At 70.6% G+C, this 18,491-nt stretch carries 15 protein-coding genes and 1 tRNA gene; 6 read left to right on the top strand and 10 right to left on the bottom strand.

Features of this window, described 5'->3' with window-relative positions; translation table 11 throughout:
* Positions 1–93: 93 nt before the first annotated feature.
* From C7M71_RS31060 to dnaA, 10 genes are all read right to left on the bottom strand, one after another.
* Positions 94–231 (bottom strand): DLW-39 family protein, encoded by a 138-nt coding sequence (locus tag C7M71_RS31060; protein WP_175607691.1) that lies wholly within the window; start codon positions 229–231, stop codon positions 94–96.
* Between the two features lie 307 nt (positions 232–538).
* Positions 539–612, bottom strand: a tRNA-Ile gene (locus tag C7M71_RS15540).
* A gap of 159 nt (positions 613–771) precedes the next feature.
* The gene (locus C7M71_RS15535; RefSeq protein WP_407675906.1) at positions 772–1,404 is read right to left on the bottom strand and encodes a DUF3566 domain-containing protein; all 633 of its coding nucleotides are present in this window, start codon (positions 1,402–1,404) and stop codon (positions 772–774) included.
* Between the two features lie 318 nt (positions 1,405–1,722).
* Complete coding sequence (gyrA, locus tag C7M71_RS15530) at positions 1,723–4,395, bottom strand: DNA gyrase subunit A (RefSeq protein ID WP_111491879.1); 2,673 nt, start codon at positions 4,393–4,395, stop codon at positions 1,723–1,725.
* A 53-nt stretch (positions 4,396–4,448) separates the two neighbouring features.
* Positions 4,449–6,488 carry a DNA topoisomerase (ATP-hydrolyzing) subunit B gene (gyrB, locus tag C7M71_RS15525; RefSeq protein WP_111491880.1) on the bottom strand — a complete coding sequence of 680 codons (2,040 nt, stop codon included), beginning with the start codon at positions 6,486–6,488 and terminating at the stop codon, positions 4,449–4,451.
* 240 nt (positions 6,489–6,728) lie between these two features.
* Positions 6,729–7,223 (bottom strand): DUF721 domain-containing protein, encoded by a 495-nt coding sequence (locus tag C7M71_RS15520; RefSeq protein ID WP_111491890.1) that lies wholly within the window; start codon positions 7,221–7,223, stop codon positions 6,729–6,731.
* A gap of 181 nt (positions 7,224–7,404) precedes the next feature.
* Complete coding sequence (recF, locus tag C7M71_RS15515; protein WP_111491881.1) at positions 7,405–8,538, bottom strand: DNA replication/repair protein RecF; 1,134 nt, start codon at positions 8,536–8,538, stop codon at positions 7,405–7,407.
* A gap of 66 nt (positions 8,539–8,604) precedes the next feature.
* Positions 8,605–9,537: a phosphogluconate dehydrogenase (NAD(+)-dependent, decarboxylating) gene (gene gnd, locus C7M71_RS15510; RefSeq protein WP_111491882.1), complete on the bottom strand. Its 933-nt coding sequence runs from the start codon at positions 9,535–9,537 to the stop codon at positions 8,605–8,607.
* Between the two features lie 199 nt (positions 9,538–9,736).
* Positions 9,737–10,873, bottom strand: coding sequence for a DNA polymerase III subunit beta (gene dnaN / locus C7M71_RS15505; protein WP_111491883.1), 1,137 nt, complete (start codon positions 10,871–10,873; stop codon positions 9,737–9,739).
* A 915-nt stretch (positions 10,874–11,788) separates the two neighbouring features.
* Positions 11,789–13,741, bottom strand: coding sequence for a chromosomal replication initiator protein DnaA (dnaA, locus tag C7M71_RS15500; protein WP_111491884.1), 1,953 nt, complete (start codon positions 13,739–13,741; stop codon positions 11,789–11,791).
* 516 nt (positions 13,742–14,257) lie between these two features.
* Between dnaA and rpmH the strand changes: the two genes are divergently transcribed.
* The 6 genes from rpmH to rsmG all read left to right on the top strand — a co-directional run bounded on the left by rpmH (position 14,258) and on the right by rsmG (position 17,865).
* A complete protein-coding gene (rpmH, locus tag C7M71_RS15495; protein WP_030215407.1) occupies positions 14,258–14,395 on the top strand; it encodes a 50S ribosomal protein L34 in 138 nt (45 codons plus the stop codon).
* 21 nt (positions 14,396–14,416) lie between these two features.
* Entirely contained in the window at positions 14,417–14,851 is a 435-nt protein-coding gene (gene rnpA, locus C7M71_RS15490) for a ribonuclease P protein component (RefSeq protein ID WP_111491885.1), read from the top strand.
* Positions 14,848–15,186 carry a membrane protein insertion efficiency factor YidD gene (gene yidD / locus C7M71_RS15485; RefSeq protein ID WP_111491886.1) on the top strand — a complete coding sequence of 113 codons (339 nt, stop codon included), beginning with the start codon at positions 14,848–14,850 and terminating at the stop codon, positions 15,184–15,186. Before rnpA ends, yidD begins: the two co-directional genes overlap by 4 nt.
* A 3-nt stretch (positions 15,187–15,189) precedes the next feature.
* On the top strand, positions 15,190–16,335 hold the full coding sequence (yidC, locus tag C7M71_RS15480; RefSeq protein ID WP_111491887.1) for a membrane protein insertase YidC: 1,146 nt from the start codon (positions 15,190–15,192) through the stop codon (positions 16,333–16,335).
* Positions 16,336–16,384: 49 nt separating this feature from the next.
* Entirely contained in the window at positions 16,385–16,927 is a 543-nt protein-coding gene (locus tag C7M71_RS15475) for a Jag family protein (protein ID WP_111491888.1), read from the top strand.
* A 155-nt stretch (positions 16,928–17,082) separates the two neighbouring features.
* On the top strand, positions 17,083–17,865 hold the full coding sequence (rsmG, locus tag C7M71_RS15470; protein WP_114914381.1) for a 16S rRNA (guanine(527)-N(7))-methyltransferase RsmG: 783 nt from the start codon (positions 17,083–17,085) through the stop codon (positions 17,863–17,865).
* The last annotated feature ends 626 nt before the right edge of the window (positions 17,866–18,491 follow it).

Here is an 18,491-nt window from a genome sequence, read left to right as displayed (position 1 = left end):
AACAACGCGCCCCGTGCGATCCCGGTCACACCGACGAAGAAACCCCGGCCGCAGGGCCGGGGTTCCCCGAGGAGTCCTGGAGCGTGTTCCGTCTCAGCGGGCGCCCGCACCGGCCGGGACCGGGTCGGTGGCCTCGGTCCACAGGTCCTGCTCGGCGCGGTCGGCCTGAACCTGGCGGTACACAAAGTAACCGCCGACGGCGGCCAGGGCGATCAGGAGGAGCTTCTTCACCGCGCGACCTCGTCCTTCTTAACGTCTGGGGGCTCCGCCGGGCTCTCCCGGCCGTCCATGGATGCGGCCGGCCCAGCGGGGTCCGCGTGTGCGAGTGCGAACAGGCGGCCATGGTGGCAACCGCCGTGCGGCCGATGATACACACTTGTGCCCTACCGGCCTCCGACCGCCAACCCCCCACCCCGGACACCACCCTGACGCCACGAGGCCCGGAGCGGCCGACCCTGTCCTGCACGGAAAAGAACCCCTGCGCTGAAAACGACTCAGGGCCGGACACCTTGCGGTATCCGGCCCTGGGCCTTGCGGGTGGGGCTAACAGGACTTGAACCTGTGGCCTCTTCCTTATCAGGGAAGCGCTCTAACCGTCTGAGCTATAGCCCCGCGCTGCACTGAAAGATTAGCGGATCGAGGCCGAACGCCCAAATCCGTATCCGGGCGTGCCGCCCGGCCGCCGATCGTGCAAAGCGCAGCTCAGACGGCAGCACGCAGCGGGCCCGGACCGGAGGGTGCCGGTCCGGGCCCGCAGGCGATGAGGAGAGGTCACTCCTCCTCGGCGAGGGTCACCTCGATGCCGCCGGAGAAACCGGCGGCGGTGTTGTAGATGAAGGCGCCCAGGGTGGCGAGTGCGGTCAGCAGCACGATGTCGATCACCGCGATGATCGTGCTGAACAGGAAGGTCTTACCGAAGCTCAGGTAGGACTGGAGGTCGAAGCCCTGACTGGTGTCGGAGCCGGTGACGTCCTTGAGGGTGCCGCCGACCGAGTCGAAGACCCCGATCCCGTCGAGCACCATCCACAGCACGCAGGCGGCCACGATGGTGACCACCCCGAGGGCGATGGAGAGCAGGAAGCTCACCTTCATCACCGACCAGGGGTCCACCTTGGTCACCCGCAGTCGCGCCTTGCGGGTGCGGGCCGCCGCGCCTGCGGCGGCGGGGCTGCCTCCCGGGCGGCGGGCGGTGGTGCCGCCGGTGCGGGTTCCCCGGGCGGGGGTGGGCTGGCCCTTGGTGTATGTCGTGGGCTGCGAGTAGCCGGCGGCCGCGGCGCCGGGCTGCGCCGGGCCCGCACCGCCCGCAGGCGCCGGCGGCGTCTGCGGGGCCTGCGGGTAGCCGTAGCCGGACCCGCCGCCCTGCCCCTGGGCGGCGGCAGGGCCACCCGGTCCGGCGTCAGCCATCGGAGGCATCAGCGAGGTCGAGGCGGCAGGCTGCTCGGCCGGGCCCCGATGACCCGGGCCGGGGGCCGCCTGGTGTCCGCCCTGACTTCTGGCCTGCGCGGACCCCTGCCGGCCCCCGGCGGCTCCGCCGCCCGCAGCGCCCGTGGCTCCACTCACCCTGGTCCTCCCGCAGTTCCCCTCCAGGCCGGCTGTCTCCGTCCTGGTCAGTCCAAATGGTTCCACGCCGGGCGCACTGCCCGGCGGTCAGCCGACCGGCCGGACGGTGTACGCGGCGATGCCGCGAACGCCCGTCCGGCCGTGTCGGCTGGGAAGCGAGGCTCAGGACTGGTCGGTGGTGCCGTCCGCCGTCGTCTCGTCTCCGCTGGCTCCCTCATTGCCGACTGCTCCGGCTCCGGTGCCCCCGCCGACCGGCTCGGTGCCGTCGTCGGAAGGGATGCCGTCGCCGGTCTCGTCCTGGTCCTCCTCCTCGGCCTCCGCGTTGCGGGCGATGCCCACCACCGCGTCGCGCTTTCCGAGGTTGATCAGTTGGACGCCCATCGTGTCACGTCCGGTTTCACGAACGCCCGAAACTCGAGTGCGGATCACGCCACCGGAGAGCGTGATGGCCATGATCTCGTCCGTCTCCTCGACCACCAGGGCGCCGACCAGCGAGCCCCGGTCCTCGACGATCTTGGCAGCCTTGATGCCCAGACCGCCACGGCCCTGGACGCGGTACTCGTCCACCGGGGTCCGCTTGGCGTACCCGCCGTCCGTGGCCGTGAACACGAAGGTACCCGGGCGGACCACGTTCAGCGACAGGAGCTCGTCGCTCTCGCGGAAGGACATGCCCTTGACGCCCGAGGTGGCCCGGCTCATCGGCCGCAGCGCCTCGTCCGTCGCGGTGAACCGGATGGCCTGCGCCTTCTTGCTGACCAGCAGCAGGTCGTCGTCGGCCGACACCAGCTCGGCGCCGATCAGCTCGTCGTCGCGGCCCTCCTCGTCGGTGCGGAGGTTGATCGCGATCAGACCGCCGGACCGGGGTGAGTCGTAGTCCTTCAGCGGGGACTTCTTCACCAGGCCCTCACGGGTGGCGAGCACCAGGTACGGGGCGTCCTCGTAGGTGCGGACCGCCATCACCTGGGCGATCTGCTCGTCCGGCTGGAAGGCCAGCACATTGGCCACATGCTGACCCCGGGCGTCGCGGCCGGCGTCCGGCAGCTCATAGCCCTTGGCCCGGTAGACCCGGCCCTTGTTGGTGAAGAAGAGGATCCAGTTGTGGGTCGTCGTCACAAAGAAGTGGTCGACGATGTCGTCCTGCTTCAGCTGGGCGCCGCGCACCCCCTTGCCGCCGCGCTTCTGCGAGCGGTAGAGGTCGGTGCGGGTGCGCTTGACATAGCCGCCACGGGTGATGGTGACGACGATGTCCTCTTCGGCGATCAGGTCCTCGATGGACATGTCGCCGTCGAACGGGATCAGCTGGCTGCGGCGGTCGTCGCCGTACTTCTCGACGATCGCGGCCAGTTCCTCGGAGACGATGCCGCGCTGCCGGGTCGGCGAGGCCAGGATCCGGTTGTACTCCTCGATCTTGGCCATCAGCTCGTTGTACTCGTCCGTGATCCGCTGGTGCTCCAGCGCGGCGAGACGGCGCAGCTGCATCTCCAGGATCGCGTTGGCCTGGATCTCGTCGATCTCCAGCAGCCGCATCAGGCCGCTGCGGGACTCCTCCACCGTGTGCGAGCGGCGGATGGTGGCGATGACCTCGTCGATCGCGTTGAGCGCCTTCAGCAGGCCGCGCAGGATGTGCGCCCGCTCCTCGGCCTTGCGCAGCCGGAAGCGGGTACGGCGCACGATGACGTCGATCTGGTGGTTGACCCAGTGCCGGATGAAGCCGTCCAGCGACAAGGTCCTCGGCACACCGTCGACCAGCGCCAGCATATTGGCGCCGAAGTTGGTCTGGAGGTCGGTGTGCTTGTAGAGGTTGTTGAGCACGACCTTGGCGACCGCGTCCCGCTTGAGGACGATGACCAGCCGCTGGCCGGTGCGCGAGGAGGACTCGTCGCGGACGTCGGCGATGCCGGCGACCCTGCCGTCCTTGACCAGGTCGGCGATCTTCAGCGCCAGGTTGTCCGGGTTCACCTGGTACGGCAGCTCGGTGATCACCAGGCACTGGCGGCCCTGGATCTCCTCGACCTCGACCACCGCCCGCATGGTGATGGAGCCTCGGCCGGTGCGGTACGCATCCTCGATGCCCCGGCGGCCGACGATCAGCGCGCCGGTGGGGAAGTCGGGGGCCTTGATCCGCTGGATCAGGGCCTCCAGCAGTTCCTCGTTCGATGCCTCCGGGTTGTCCAGGTACCACTGGACGCCGGAGGCGACCTCGCGCAGATTGTGCGGCGGGATGTTGGTGGCCATGCCCACCGCGATCCCGGTGGCGCCGTTGACCAGCAGGTTGGGGATGCGCGACGGCAGGGCGGTCGGCTCCTGCGAGCGGCCGTCGTAGTTGGCGGCGAAATCGACGGTGTCCTCGTCGATGTCGCGCATCATCTCCATCGCCAGCGGCGCCATCCGGCACTCGGTGTACCGCATGGCGGCGGCCGGGTCGTTGCCCGGGGAGCCGAAGTTGCCGTTGCCGTCCACCAGCGGCATCCGCATCGACCACGACTGGGCGAGGCGCACCAGGGTGTCGTAGATGGAGGCATCGCCGTGCGGGTGGTAGTTGCCCATGACGTCGCCGACGACGCGGGCGCACTTGTAGTAGCCCTTCTCGGGCCGGTACCCGCCGTCGTACATGGCGTAGAGCACCCGGCGGTGCACGGGCTTGAGGCCGTCGCGGACCTCCGGCAGCGCCCGGCTCACGATGACGCTCATCGCGTAGTCGAGGTAGGAGCGCTGCATCTCCGTCTCGAGCTCGACCGGCTCGATCCGCAGGGCGCCGCCCACAAAGGTGTCGGGGGCGGGGATGGTCTCGGAGGGGTCCGGCTGCTCGCCGTCGGGACGGTTGTCGTCGACCACTGCTGGTCAGTTTCCTTTCGCGCGCTGCTGTCCTGGCATCCGACCGGGCGGGGTCAGACGTCGAGGAAGCGGACGTCCTTGGCGTTGCGCTGGATGAAGGTGCGGCGGGCCTCGACGTCCTCGCCCATCAGGATCGAGAACAGGTCGTCGGCGCGGGCCGCGTCCTCCAGGGTGACCTGCAGCAGCACCCGGTGCTCCTGGTCCATGGTGGTGATCCGCAGCTCCTCGGCGTTCATCTCGCCGAGACCCTTGAAGCGCTGGATGGCGTCGTCCTTGGGCAGCCGGCGGCCGGCCTGGAGACCGGCCTGGATCACCGCGTCGCGCTCGCGGTCGGAGTAGACGTAGTCGAAGTCCTCCCGCCCCCACTTGATCTTGAACAGCGGGGGCTGCGCCAGGTAGACGTGCCCCGCCTCGACCAGCGGCCGCATAAAGCGGAAGAGCAGGGTGAGCAGCAGGGTGCGGATGTGCTGGCCGTCGACGTCGGCGTCGGCCATCAGCACGATCTTGTGATACCGCAGCCGCGTGATGTCGAAGTCCTCGTGGATGCCGCAGCCGAAGGCCGAGATCAGCGCCTGGACCTCGGTGTTCTGGAGGACCTTGTCGATCCGGGCCTTCTCCACGTTGAGGATCTTGCCCCGGATCGGCAGGATCGCCTGCACCCGCGGGTCGCGGCCGGACTTGGCCGAGCCGCCGGCGGAGTCACCCTCGACGATGAAGATCTCGCACTCGGAGGGGTCCTTGCTCTGGCAGTCCGAGAGCTTGCCCGGCAGCGAGGCGCTCTCCAGCAGGCCCTTGCGGCGGGTGAGGTCGCGCGCCTTGCGGGCCGCCATCCGGGCGGTGGCCGCCTGGATGGACTTGCGGATGATGTCCGACGCCTCGGTGGGGTTGCGGTCCAGCCAGTCGTTGAGGTGCTCGTGGACGACCTTCTGCACAAAGGTCTTGGCCTCGGTGTTGCCCAGCTTGGTCTTGGTCTGGCCCTCGAACTGCGGCTCGCCCAGCTTCACCGAGATGATCGCGGTGAGACCCTCGCGGATGTCCTCGCCGGTGAGGTTGTCGTCCTTCTCGCGGAGCAGCTTCTTCTCCCGCGCATAGCGGTTGACCAGGCCGGTCAGCGCCGCGCGGAAGCCCTCCTCGTGGGTGCCGCCCTCATGGGTGTGGATGGTGTTCGCGAAGGAGTAGACGCCCTCGGTGTAGGAGCTGTTCCACTGCATCGCGACCTCGACCGAGATCATCCGGTCCCGGTCCTCGGCCTCGAAGTCGATGACGGTCGGGTGGACCAGCTCGCCCTTGCGGGAGTTGAGGTAGCGGACGAAGTCCGAGATGCCGCCGTCGTAGTGGTACGTGACGGTGCGCGGCTTGTCCTCCTCGTCGGAGTGCTCGGGGCGCTCGTCGGTGAGGCGGATGGTCAGCCCCCGGTTGAGGAACGCCATCTCCTGGAACCGCCGGGAGAGCGTCTCGAAGGAGTACTCGGTGGTCTCGAAGATGTCCGGGTCGGCCCAGAAGGTGACCGAGGTGCCGGTCTCCGCCGTCGCCTCGTTCCGCGCCAGCGGGGCGGTGGGGGCGCCGAGCTTGTACTCCTGGGTCCAGCGGTGGCCGTCCTTCCTGACCTCGACCGAGAGCCGGCTGGACAGGGCGTTCACCACCGAGACGCCCACGCCGTGCAGACCGCCGGAGACGGCGTAGCCGCCGCCGCCGAACTTGCCGCCCGCGTGCAGCACGGTCAGCACGACCTCCACGGCCGACTTGCCGGTCGACTTCTCCACGTCGACCGGGATGCCCCGGCCGTTGTCGATCACGCGGACCGCGCCGTCGTGGAGGATGGTCACATCGATGGAGTCCGCGTAGCCGGCCAGCGCCTCGTCGACCGAGTTGTCGACGACCTCGTAGACGAGGTGGTGCAGGCCGCGCTCACCGGTGGAGCCGATGTACATGCCGGGGCGCTTGCGGACGGCTTCGAGCCCTTCGAGGACCGTGATCGCGCTGGCGTCGTACGACGTCCCGTTGCCGGGGGTGGTGTCGGAGGTCTCAGGGGTCGGGTTGGGGTTGCCGGAATCGGCCACGAAGCGCCCTCTCTGGCACAGCGCGGGCCGCATCCCCACCCGGTGGGCAGGCGTGACGCGGCCACGGCGTTCGTCTCAGAACCGCAAGCGGCGGTGTATTGCCTCCAGTCTACCGGTACCGCCGACAGAGACGGGCGTTTGCCAGCCCCTGAGCGCTGATGTGCCGCGCTGAATCCCCTCCGCACATGTCCCGATACTCAGGCGGGGGGCCAACTGCGTTCAAATGGGCACCCAGCGGCTCCGCAACACGGCCCGACGGGTCCACCGGACGCCTCAGCCCCAGGTGTCCCCCGGACCCCTGCTCCCGGGTGCGCGCAGCCGCCCGTAGCTGCGGGCGGGACCGGCCGGACCCTGCACCTTGATCAGCTTCACCGCGCCATGCCCCAGCTCGGCATTGAGCCGGGCGACCAGCTGCGGGGCCAGCAGCCGCAGCTGGGTGGCCCAGGCCGTGGAGTCGCAGCGCACCCTCAGCTCGCAGGCGTCCTCGGCATAGTGCTCGGGGGTGCAGTGGGCGGCGATCTCCGCGCCCACGATCTGCGGCCAGCGGCCCATCACCCCGCCCACCGCGGCCGGGGCCTCCCAGCCGCGCTCGGTGATCAGCTGCCGCATCGCGGCGCCCAGCGGCACCGGATCGCGGCCGTCGGCGCGGGCGCCGCTGCGCAGCCCCCGGCGCCGGGACTCCTTCTTCTGCCGGACCTGCTCGCCGCGCTCCCGGGCCTGCTCCTTGGCGGCGCGCAGGGCGACCCGGGCGAGGTCGATGCCGGACAGGGCCGGTCCGGCGGGGCCCGATTCGGGGAGGGCCGGTCCGGGAAGGGCCGGTCCGGGAAGGGCAGGCTCGCGCTCGCTCTGCGCATCGGTCACGGGAGTCGACTCCTTCCCCAGCCTGTGGACAGTGAAGTGGTCCAGCCTAAGCGGCCGGGCGGGCAAACGGGACTGCCCGGGGCCGCCGTCACCCCTGGGCGATCCGCCGCACCTCGCCGTCGGCCACCGCGAACCGGGCGCCCGCCAGGGCCTGCGGAACGTCCTCCGCCACCGCCGCCGTCACCAGCACCTGCTCGCCCGGCGCGACCAGCTCGGCCAGCCGCTCCCGGCGTCTGCCGTCCAGCTCGGCGAAGACGTCGTCCAGCACCAGCACGGGTTCGCCGCCGTCGGCGCGCAGCAGCTCATACGAGGCCAGCCGCAGGGCCAGCGCATACGACCAGGACTCGCCATGGCTGGCGTACCCCTTGGCGGGCAGCGGGCCCAGCCCCAGCAGCAGGTCGTCCCGGTGCGGGCCGACCAGGGTGACCCCGCGTTCGACCTCCTGCTTGCGGGCCGCCGCCAGCCCGGCCGCCAGCGCCTCGTACGCCTCCTCGCGGGAGGCGGGCACCGGGCCCTCCACCGAGCTGCGGTACTCCAGCGCGGTCGGGCCGCCGCCCGGGGCCAGCTGCTCGTACGCCTTCTCCACCAGCGGCTGCAACGCGGCCACCAGCTGCACCCGGAAGGCGGTCAACTCGGCGCCGGTACGCGCCAGATGGCCGTCCCAGACATCCAGGGTGGACAGATCCGCCCGGCCGCCGCCCGCCCGGCGGGCCAGGGCCGCGGTCCGGAGCAGGGCGTTGCGCTGCTTGAGGACCCGTTCATAGTCCTGCCGGACCCCGGCCAGCCGGGGGGTGCGGGCGGTCAGCAGCTCGTCCAGGAAGCGGCGCCGCTCCCCCGGGTCGCCCTTGACCAGGGCCAGGTCCTCCGGGGCGAAGAGCACCGTACGCAGCAGGCCCAGCACATCGCGCGGGCGGACGTTGGAGGAGCGGTTGATCCGGGCCCGGTTGGCCTTGCCGGGGTTGATCTCCAGCTCGATCAGGGTGGGCCGGTCCTCCCGCACCACGCTGCCCCGGACGATGGCGCGGTCGGCGCCCAGCCGGACCAGGGGGGCGTCGACGGCCACCCGGTGGCTGCCCAGGGTGGCGAGGTAGCCGACCGCCTCCACCAGGTTGGTCTTGCCCTGGCCGTTGGGGCCCACAAAGGCGGTGACGCCCGGGTCCAGGGGCACCTCGACCCGGGCGTAGGAGCGGAAGTCGGCGAGCGACAGATGCGCGACATGCATGGTGTGCGTAGCGCGCGGGGGCCTGCGCCCGCGCTGACTTCCTCTCCGGTGGGGGTGGTGGGCCGGTCAGGAGACGGACGGCGGGTCCACGTCGGCGCCGGGGGCGTCGGCGCCCTTCTGGTCGCTGACGGCGGTGATGGCGTGGCCGCCGAACTGGTTGCGCAGCGCCGCGATCATCTTCATCTGCGGGGAGTCCTCCTGGCGGGAGGAGAACCGGGCGAAGAGGGAGGCGGTGATGGCGGGCAGCGGCACGGCGTGGTCGATGGCCGCCTCGACGGTCCAGCGGCCCTCGCCGGAGTCCTCGGCGTAGCCGCGCAGGTGCTCCAGGTGCGCGTCCTCGTCCATGGCGCGGACGGCCAGGTCGAGCAGCCAGGAGCGGATGACCGTGCCCTCCTTCCAGCTGCTGAAGATCGCACGTACATCGGTGGTCACCTCGGCGGCCTCAAGCAGCTCCCAGCCCTCGGCGTACGCCTGCATCAGGGCGTACTCGATGCCGTTGTGGACCATCTTGGCGAAGTGGCCGGCGCCGACCTTGCCGGCGTGCACATAGCCGTACTCACCGGCCGGCTTGAGGGCGTCGAAGACCGGCTTCACCCGGTCCACGTGCTCGGCCTCGCCGCCGACCATCAGGGCGTAGCCGTTCTCCAGGCCCCAGACGCCGCCGGAGACGCCGGCGTCGACAAAGCCGATGCCCTTGGCGGCGAGCTCCTTGGCGTGGGTGACGTCGTCGGTCCAGCGCGAGTTGCCGCCGTCGACCACCACATCGCCGGGCGACAGCACCTCGGCGAGCTGGTCGACGGTCTGCTGGGTCGGGGCGCCGGCCGGCACCATCAGCCAGACCACCCGGGGGGCCTGGAGCTTGTCCACCAGCTCCTGGAGGGAGTGGACATCGGCGAGGTCGGGGTTGCGGTCGTACCCGATGACCGTGTGACCGGCGCGGCGGATGCGCTCGCGCATGTTCCCGCCCATCTTGCCGAGACCGATGAGACCGAGCTCCATGACAAGTCCTTACGTCGTTCGAGGTGCCTGATGACGGCCCCTTTGCCGCACCTTTGAGCCTACGCCGGGGGAGAGTTCGGGCCCCGGCGGGCACGGGCCGCTGGGGGAGCTTCTGCCCGGTGGGGCGGCTTCCAGGCCCGACGGCCCGTCCCCCGGTTGCGGATGCACCGGGGGACGGGGATGGCCGCGGCGGCCTCGGTCAGCCGGAGAGCCGCACCGGCATGATCAGGTACTTGTAGGCCTCGTCGGCCTCGGCGTCGACCGACGGGCGGCCGCTCAGCAGCGCGGGCTTGGTGGAGGTGGTGAAGCTCAGCTGGGCCACCGGGGCGTCGATGGCCGACAGCCCTTCGAGCAGGTAGGCCGGGTTGAAGGCGATCGAGATGTCGTCGCCCTCCAGGTCGGCGTCGAGCCGCTCGGTGGCCTGGGCGTCGTCGCCGGAACCGGCCTCCAGGGTCAGCACACCCTGCTCGAAGCTCAGCCGGACCGGGGTGTTGCGCTCGGCGACCAGGGAGACACGCTTGACGGCCTCCACGAAGGGCGCGGTCACGATGGTGGCCACCGCGTTGAACTCGGTCGGGAAGAGGCTGCGGAACTTCGGGAACTCGCCCTCCAGCAGCCGGGTGGTGGTCCGCCGACCGGCACCCTCGAAGCCGATCAGGCCCTCGCCGCCGCCGCTGCCGGCGGATGCCAGGGCGATGGCGACGGTGTCGCCGCTGTTCAGGGACTTCGCGGTGTCCAGCAGGGTCTTGGCGGGGACCAGGGCGACGGCGGAGAGGCCCGGCTGCTCCGGCTTCCACAGCAGCTCGCGGACGGCGAACCGGTAGCGGTCGGTGGCGGCCAGGGTGATCCGGTCGTCCTCGATCTCGACCCGGACGCCGGTGAGCACCGGCAGGGTGTCGTCACGCCCGGCGGCCACCGCGACCTGGGCGACGGCGGCGGCGAAGATCTCGCCGGAGACGGTGCCGGTGGCGGTGGGCATCTGCGGCAGCGCCGGGTACTCGTCCACCGGGAGGGTCGGCAGGGTGAAGCGGGAGGAGCCGCAGACCACGGTCACCCGCACACCGTCGGTGGAGATCTCCACCGGCCGGTTGGGCAGCGACCGGGAGATGTCGGCCAGCAGCCGACCGGAGACCAGGACGGTACCGGCCTCCTCGGTGTCGGCCTCCACCGAGACCCGGGCCGAGACCTCGTAGTCGAAACCGGACAGGCTCAGCCTGCCCTCCTCGGCCGTCAGCAGCAGCCCGGCGAGGACCGGCACCGGCGGCCGTGCCGGGAGGCTGCGGGCAGCCCAGGCCACCGCCTCCGCGAGGACATCTCGCTCCACCCGGAACTTCACCGGTCACCGCCTCCTGAGCTCCTGCTGTCCGCGGGCCGCCCGTCCCCACCCTGTGGACCCCGGTGGGCTCCGTGGCGGGTCGGCTCGCTCCTGTTGCCGGAGAACAGTCTGACGTACTCCACCGACACCCGTGGCAGACGGGGCGAAGCCGGGGTGAACAGGTGTCGCATTGCGGTCATCCACAGATCGACGCCCCGCCCCCTGTTAGACGAAGCACCGGGGGATCTCTAGGTAGTCGTAGTAGTAGGGGCTGTGGATTCCGTGGATAACGTCATTTGCGCAGCTCAGCCCGGCTTTTTTATCCACCGGGCCTGTGGGTGAACCAGTGGATGAACCAGGCCCTCCTGTGGACAGCCAAGGTTTACCCACAGGCCATCCACAGCTGCCCCCAGGTTCTCCCCAGGACTATCCCCAGGTTTTACCCAGGTTTCCCACCGGCCACACCTGCCCTCGTGTGTGACCGCTTTCACACGGACTAGTGAAAGCGGCGTTTTGCTTGTCGAACTGTGGACGTTGCTGTGGACAACCTGGGGACAACCACCCTCTCCCTGGGGATGGCCGGTGGACAACCTTGGAGCCGTGTTGACGCTCCCTCAACTGTCCACACCCTGTGGACAACGGTGGCCCACAAGTCCACAGGGGCATGAGCTGGGGGGACGAGCGTACTGCGGCGGCAGCTGTGGACAGGATCTGGATAACTCGGCGCTCCCCAGGGTGTGGACGGCGGAAAATGCCGCATCCTGTGGAGTTCCGCGATCCGGCCCCGGGCTGTTCGAATTGCTGCGCGTCTGTGCGAGGCGCGGCGGAGCCGCAGAACGGGCGGAGGGGCGCAGGGAGACCTCTCCCTGCGCCCCTCCTGCGGGCTTCTGCGCGGTCGCGCAGGCCGGCGGTCCCGGGTGTGTCCCGGCTGCCGGGTCAGCTCTTGATGCGGTTGGTCAGCTCCGTGACCTGGTTGTAGATGGACCGCCGCTCGGCCATCAGGGACCGGATCTTGCGGTCGGCGTGCATCACCGTGGTGTGGTCCCGGCCGCCGAACTGGGCGCCGATCTTCGGCAGCGAGAGGTCGGTGAGCTCGCGGCAGAGGTACATGGCGATCTGCCGGGCGGTGACCAGCACCCGGCTCCGGGAGGAGCCGCAGAGGTCCTCCACGCCGAGCCCGAAGTAGGCGGCGGTCTGTTCCATGATGGTCTTGGCCGTGATCTCCGGACCCGCCTCCTCACCGCCGGGGATGAGGTCCTTCAGCACGATCCCGGTGAGCTCCAGGTCCACCGGCGCCCGGTTGAGGCTGGCGAAGGCGGTCACCCGGATCAGCGCGCCCTCCAGCTCGCGGATGTTCCGCGAGATCCGGGAGGCGATGAACTCCAGCACCTCCGGCGGCGCGTTCAGCTGCTCCTGGATGGCCTTCTTGCGCAGGATCGCGATCCGGGTCTCCAGCTCGGGCGGCTGGACGTCGGTGATCAGACCCCACTCGAAGCGGTTGCGGAGCCGGTCCTCCAGGGTGACCAGCTGCTTGGGCGGCCGGTCGGAGGAGAGCACGATCTGCTTGTTGGCGTTGTGCAGGGTGTTGAAGGTGTGGAAGAACTCCTCCTGCGTCGACTCCTTGCTCGCCAGGAACTGGATGTCGTCGACCAGCAGGATGTCCATGTCGCGGTAGCGCTTGCGGAAGGCGTCCGCCTTGCCGTCGCGGATGGAGTTGATGAACTCGTTGGTGAACTCCTCCGAGCTCACGTAGCGCACCCGGGTGCCCGGGTAGAGGCTCCGCGAGTAGTGCCCGATGGCGTGCAGCAGATGCGTCTTGCCGAGCCCGGACTCCCCGTAGATGAACAGCGGGTTGTACGCCTTGGCGGGCGCCTCGGCCACCGCGACCGCAGCCGCGTGGGCGAACCGGTTGCTGGCCCCGATGACGAAGGTGTCGAAGAGGTACTTGGGGTTGAGCCGGGCGGCCGGCTCGTCCTTGCGCGGAGCGCCGCCCGCGCCGGGCGGCGCGGGGTGGCCCGGTCCCTTGGGCAGTGGAGCACCGGAGGGGCCCGTGGCAGGCAGCACAGGCCCTCCGGCCCCGCCGTCGGCCGACCGCTCCGGCAGCAGCGCGGGCTGCGGTCGCCCGTCGCCCTCGCCGGGCCCCGGACCACGGCCGCCCGGGTGGGCCGGCTCGCCGTACTCGCCGCCCAGCAGGTCGCCCTGGGTGCCCCGGGTGTCACGGGTGTCACGGGCCGGCTCGGACGGCAGCTGCCGGAACCCCTCGGCCGGGGTGCCGGAGCGGTCCGGATGCGGAGGCCAGTCGCGGCCCCGCTCATGGCCGGCCCCGCCGTCCCGGTAGTCGCCCTCGTATCCGCGGCGGTCCGGCGGATAGGCGGTCCAGCCGCTGCCCTGCTCGGACCAGCCGGGGCGCTGGTCATAGGGTCCGGGGCGCTGCTCGTAGCCGCCGCCCTCGTAGCGGCGCTGCTCGTACGCCTGGTCGTAGCCGCCGCGCGGTCCGCCGGGCGGCCAGCCGCTCCAGCCGCCCTCGCCGCCGGACCGGTACTCGCGGTCCTCCCGGTACTCCTGACGGGGCGGCTCGGGCTCCACGGGCGCGGCGGCCGGGGCGGGGGGCGGCGGCGGTACCGCGTTGGCGTCGACCATCACGGCGATCCGGACGGGATGGCCGAACTCGCCGCCGAGGATCTCGCTCAGCAGCGGCAGCAGCCGGCCCTCCAGGACCTGCTTGGCCCGCTCGTTGGGTGCCGCCAGCAGCGCGGTGTCGTGCATCATCCACATCGGCTGCGTCCGGCGCAGCCACATCTTCTCGCTCTCCCCGATGCTCGCATCGCCGCCCAGCCGCTCGACGACCTTCGCCCAGGCGGGTGCGAGATCGCTGTTGACATCAGCCACTGGTGCACGCTTTCTCGTCCCACCGCTGAGGGTGGTCTTCGGTCGGGGGCCCTTGAGACAGGGTGACAGGGATGCGGGACGGGCGGGACGGGCGGAGGTGTGGGTTGTCGGTGAGTGGGGAATGCAGACAGGTTCTGCAACGGTAATCAGCGGCGACGCCTAGGTTCAAGTCGTTGTCCACAGCCTGTGCACAGCCGGGCCGGGGCCGACCGTGGAGCCCGCTGCGGAGCCCACCGCAGAGCCGACCGCACCCCATGGTCGGACGCTGGCCGGACGCATGGCCGGGCGGCACGCCATCACCCGGTTTGACCCGTGGTCCCCCGTCCGCGTACCGTAACCAGGTCGAGTTGTCGATGGCCGCTGCCGCATGCCCGCGGGTCAACCGCACCAACCAGGCGCGCAGCATAGGCGCCGTGGATCGCTTCGCTTCCCGAAGTAGCACAGGGGATCGCGCGGACGCACGGTGACGGCCAAGTGACGCCCCGCCACCCTACGATTGATCCCTGGAGCCCCCGAGTGAGCAAGCGCACCTTCCAGCCGAACAACCGCCGCCGCGCGAAGACCCACGGTTTCCGGCTGCGGATGCGCACCCGTGCCGGTCGCGCCATCCTTGCCAGCCGCCGCGGCAAGGGCCGCACGCGTCTGTCCGCCTGATCCGCTGCTCAGGGTCATGTTGTGCTGCCCACCGAGAATCGGCTGAGGCGGCGCCAGGACTTCGCGACCGCGGTGAAACGTGGACGCCGCGCCGGCAAGCCCCTGCTCGTCGTGCACCTCAGTCGGGGTGCCGAGGCGGCAGGTGCGGACGGCGGCGGACGGAACGACTTCGGCCCGCACTCGCCGGGGGAGACTGCTCCCCCGGCGCGTGCGGGTTTCGTCGTGAGCAAGGCCGTCGGCCCGGCGGTCGTGCGGAACCTTGTCAAGCGTCGCCTGCGTCACCTTGTCCGGGAGCGTATGGCGCTGCTGCCCGCAGGTAGCCTGATAGTGGTACGCGCGTTGCCCCCGGCGGGGGCGGCGAACTACGCGGACCTGGAGCGCGACTTGGACGCAGCCCTGAAGCGGCTGCTCAGGACGGAGACCACCGCCATCGGGCCGACGGGAGCAGGGCGATGAAGTACCTGCTGATGGGGCTGATCCGGATCTACCAGTGGACCATCAGCCCGCTGCTCGGCCCTGTGTGCCGGTACTACCCCTCCTGTTCCCACTACGGCTACGAGGCGATCCGGGTGCATGGCGCGGTGAAGGGCACCGGCCTCACCGCCTGGCGCATCCTGCGCTGCAACCCTTGGTCCCCCGGAGGCGTGGACCATGTACCGCCGCGCAAGCGGCCCGTGTGGCACCAGTGGCTGCGCGCCCGCTTCGCGAGTCCGGGCCCCCAGGGCCCGGCCCCCCAGACTTCCGGCCCGGTCGAGAACCCGGCGCCCACGCCAAATGCCCAAGGAGCCTGATTCGTGGACGCGATCCTGAGTCCTCTCTACACGGCGGTGTCCTGGATCATCGTCCAGTTCCACGCGCTGTACAGCCATGTCTTCGGGGCGGACACAGGGTGGGCATGGGGTCTCTCCATCGTTTCGCTCGTGATCGTCATCCGGGTCTGCCTGATCCCGCTCTTTGTGAAGCAGATCAACGCGACCCGGGCCATGCAGGCGATCCAGCCGAAGATGAAGGCCATCCAGGAGCGCTACAAGAACGATCGACAGCGCCAGTCCGAAGAGATGATGAAGCTCTACAAGGAGGCGGGTACCAACCCCTTCTCGAGCTGTCTCCCGATCCTGGTGCAGTCGCCGTTCTTCATCTCGCTCTACCAGGTGCTGAACCACATCGCCAAGGGCCAGACGGTCGGCGTGATCAACAGCGACCTGCTGGCGAGCGCCCAGAAGGCGCACATCTTCGGTGCCCCGCTGTCGGTCAAGTTCACCGACTCGGCGGACAAGATCACCGCCCTGGGCGCCTCGCTCACCGATGTCCGGGTCGTCACGATCACCATGATCGTGCTGATGTCGCTGTCGCAGTTCATCACCCAGCGCCAGCTGATGACCAAGAACGTCGACCTCACGGTCAAGACGCCGTTCATGCAGCAGCAGAAGATGCTGATGTACGTCTTCCCCGTGATGTTCGCGGTCTTCGGCATCAACTTCCCGGTCGGCGTCCTGGTCTACTGGCTGACCACCAACGTCTGGACCATGGGCCAGCAGCTCTTCGTCATCCGCCGCAACCCGACCCCCGGCTCCACGGCGTGGAAGGAGCGCCAGGAGCGGCTGCGGAAGGCGGGCAAGCTCAGCGCCGACGGCACTCCGGTCAAGGGCGGTCTGACCTCCCTGGTCAAGGGTGGCAAGGCGGAGGCGGCCGAGCCCGAGGAGACCGCACCGGTGGTCCGCCAGCAGCCCAAGCGGCAGACCAAGGCCCAGCGGCAGCAGTCGCCGACGGGTCGGCCCTCCACCGGCAGCACGTCCACCGGCGGTGGGACCGGCAGCGGTGCGGCCGATGCGGGGAAGGCCGACGACGTCAAGGCATCGGCGGCCGGCGGCAAGCGCACCGGGCAGCAGGGCAAGCGGACGCCGCAGCCGGCCGGTCAGCGGCCGAAGAAGAAGTCCTGACCCGGCTCCCCCAGATCTTCGTTCCCCTCTTCTCCTAAGGAGTCCCTCCGTGACGGAAGGCACCACCTCCGCCGCTGCGGACGCCCCCGCGCCCGCCACCTCGTCCAAGAACGACCTGATCGCCCAGCTGGAGCAGGAGGGCGAGATCGCGGCGGACTACCTGGAAGGTCTGCTGGACATCGCGGACCTCGACGGTGACATCGACATGGACGTCGAAGGCGACCGTGCCTCGGTGTCGATCGTGGGCGAGGGCACGGGTGCGCAGCGCGGCCTTCAGCGGCTGGTCGGCCAGGACGGCGAGGTGCTGGAGGCACTTCAGGAGCTGACGCGGCTGGCCGTGCACCGGGAGACCGGTGAGCGCAGCCGGCTGATGCTGGATGTCGCGGGTTTCCGGGCCCGTCGGCGAGCGGAACTGGCGGAGCTGGGCGGCAAGGCGGCGCAGCAGGCCAAGGAGACCGGTGAGCCGGTGAAGCTGTCGCCGATGACCCCCTTCGAGCGCAAGGTGGTCCATGACGCGGTGGCGGCGGCAGGGCTGCGCAGCGAGTCGGAGGGCGAGGAGCCGCAGCGGTGCGTGGTCGTGCTGCCCGTCTGAGGCGGCTGCCCGACACTGGACATGACGTGCACGGTGACGGCCCCGTCCGCCTCGCGCGGACGGGGCCGTCGTGCCGTGTGACCGCGTGGACAGAAGGATGTTTCACGTGAAACAGGCATGGTGAGTCGGTGGGCACGGTGAGGGAAGAGGCTGGGATGGAGACAGGGACGCCTGCCGAGGGGGCCGAGGAAGAACTGCCGGAGGCGCCGTCCGCCGCACGGGCGGTCTTCGGAGTCCGCTTCGAGGCGGCGGTGCGCTATGCCGAACTGCTGGCCACGGCCGGGGTCCGGCGCGGTCTGATCGGGCCACGCGAGGTGCCCCGGCTGTGGGAGCGGCATCTGCTCAACTGCGCGGTACTGGCGGAGGTCGTACCGGAGGGGGTCTCGCTCTGCGATGTGGGTTCTGGTGCGGGTCTGCCCGGAATCCCGGTGGCGCTCGCCCGGCCGGACCTCTCGGTGACGCTGCTGGAGCCGCTGCTGCGCCGGACCACCTTCCTGGAGGAGGCCGTCAAGGAGCTGGGTCTCACCAATGTCACCGTGGTGCGGGGCCGGGCCGAGGAGATGATCGGCAAGCTCTCCATGGATGTGGTGACCGCGCGGGCGGTGGCTCCGCTGGACCGGCTGGCCGGCTGGGGGCTGCCGCTGCTGCGTCCCTATGGGGAGATGCTGGCGCTGAAGGGTGACACCGCGGAGCAGGAGTTGGCCGAGGCGCGCGCGGCGCTGACCAAGCTCGGTGCGGTGGAGTGGTCGGTGGTGCAGGCCGGAGCGGGGACGGTGGAGACCCCGACCCATGTGGTCCGGGTCCAGGTGGGGGAGAGCCCCGGCGGGGTCCGGGCCGCCGCCCGGCGGGCGAAGGCGGCCCGTGCCGGGCGGGTGGCCGGCGGTGGGCGCGGCACCGCAGGGGGCCGTGGCGCCGGCGGGGGACGGCGACGCCGTTGACGGTTGGCCCGAACGGGTCGGATCGAGGTGCGAGGGGCGGTGGCCGCAGGAGCGGCTGCCGCCCTTCCGTCTCTGCGGCTGTCCGTGGCGCCGTCTCTGCCGGTCATGGCCGTTCGGAGTGTCGCGGCATCAGATATGCGACAAAACGGGCATTGTGTTTCACGTGAAACGTCGTTCCCTGCTTCCAGGAATCCTGAGCCGCAGCAGGGCTGCGGTCTCAACGCCTGCTTTGGCGGCGCCCGCCGACACCTCTCCGGGTGAAGATCCGGCTGCGGAGGGGGCGGAAGAGCCGCATCCCACACCCAGGCAGCCACAGCTGCGCAATGATGCCTCGAAGACCTCAGTTTCCGCCGCGCACCGCGCCGACTCCGCCCACCCTGCCGTCCGTGGCCGGGCGGGCGGCGGCGACCGGCCCGGAGAGGGGAGCCGATCCTTGTCGTCCAACACCCAGGGCGCCCAGCCCATGACCGACTCCATGGATGCGGCCACCGCAGCCGCGCTGTGGACGGGCCGCCGACCCGACCCGCTGCCGGGGCCGCGAGCCGAGCCCCGACCCGGTGCCGATCCCGATGTTTCACGTGAAACACTGGCGCGCATGCAGGACTCCGAGACTCCCGTACCGGTGG

The organism is Peterkaempfera bronchialis (genome assembly GCF_003258605.2).
Classification (GTDB): Bacteria; Actinomycetota; Actinomycetes; order Streptomycetales; family Streptomycetaceae; genus Peterkaempfera; species Peterkaempfera bronchialis.
Note: the sequence above shows the minus strand (reverse complement) of the source record. Positions and strands in the feature narration are given on the sequence as shown.

What these genes read in the sequence shown, in the direction of transcription:
- C7M71_RS15535 (WP_407675906.1), bottom strand. Translation starts at nt 1,404, where the DNA reads ATGGCTGACGCCGGACCGGGTGGCCCTGCCGCCGCCCAGGGGCAGGGC.
- gyrB (WP_111491880.1), bottom strand. Translation starts at nt 6,488, where the DNA reads ATGCGGCCCGCGCTGTGCCAGAGAGGGCGCTTCGTGGCCGATTCCGGC.
- recF (WP_111491881.1), bottom strand. Translation starts at nt 8,538, where the DNA reads ATGCATGTCGCGCATCTGTCGCTCGCCGACTTCCGCTCCTACGCCCGG.
- gnd (WP_111491882.1), bottom strand. Translation starts at nt 9,537, where the DNA reads ATGGAGCTCGGTCTCATCGGTCTCGGCAAGATGGGCGGGAACATGCGC.
- yidD (WP_111491886.1), top strand. Translation starts at nt 14,848, where the DNA reads ATGAAGTACCTGCTGATGGGGCTGATCCGGATCTACCAGTGGACCATC.
- rsmG (WP_114914381.1), top strand. Translation starts at nt 17,083, where the DNA reads ATGGAGACAGGGACGCCTGCCGAGGGGGCCGAGGAAGAACTGCCGGAG.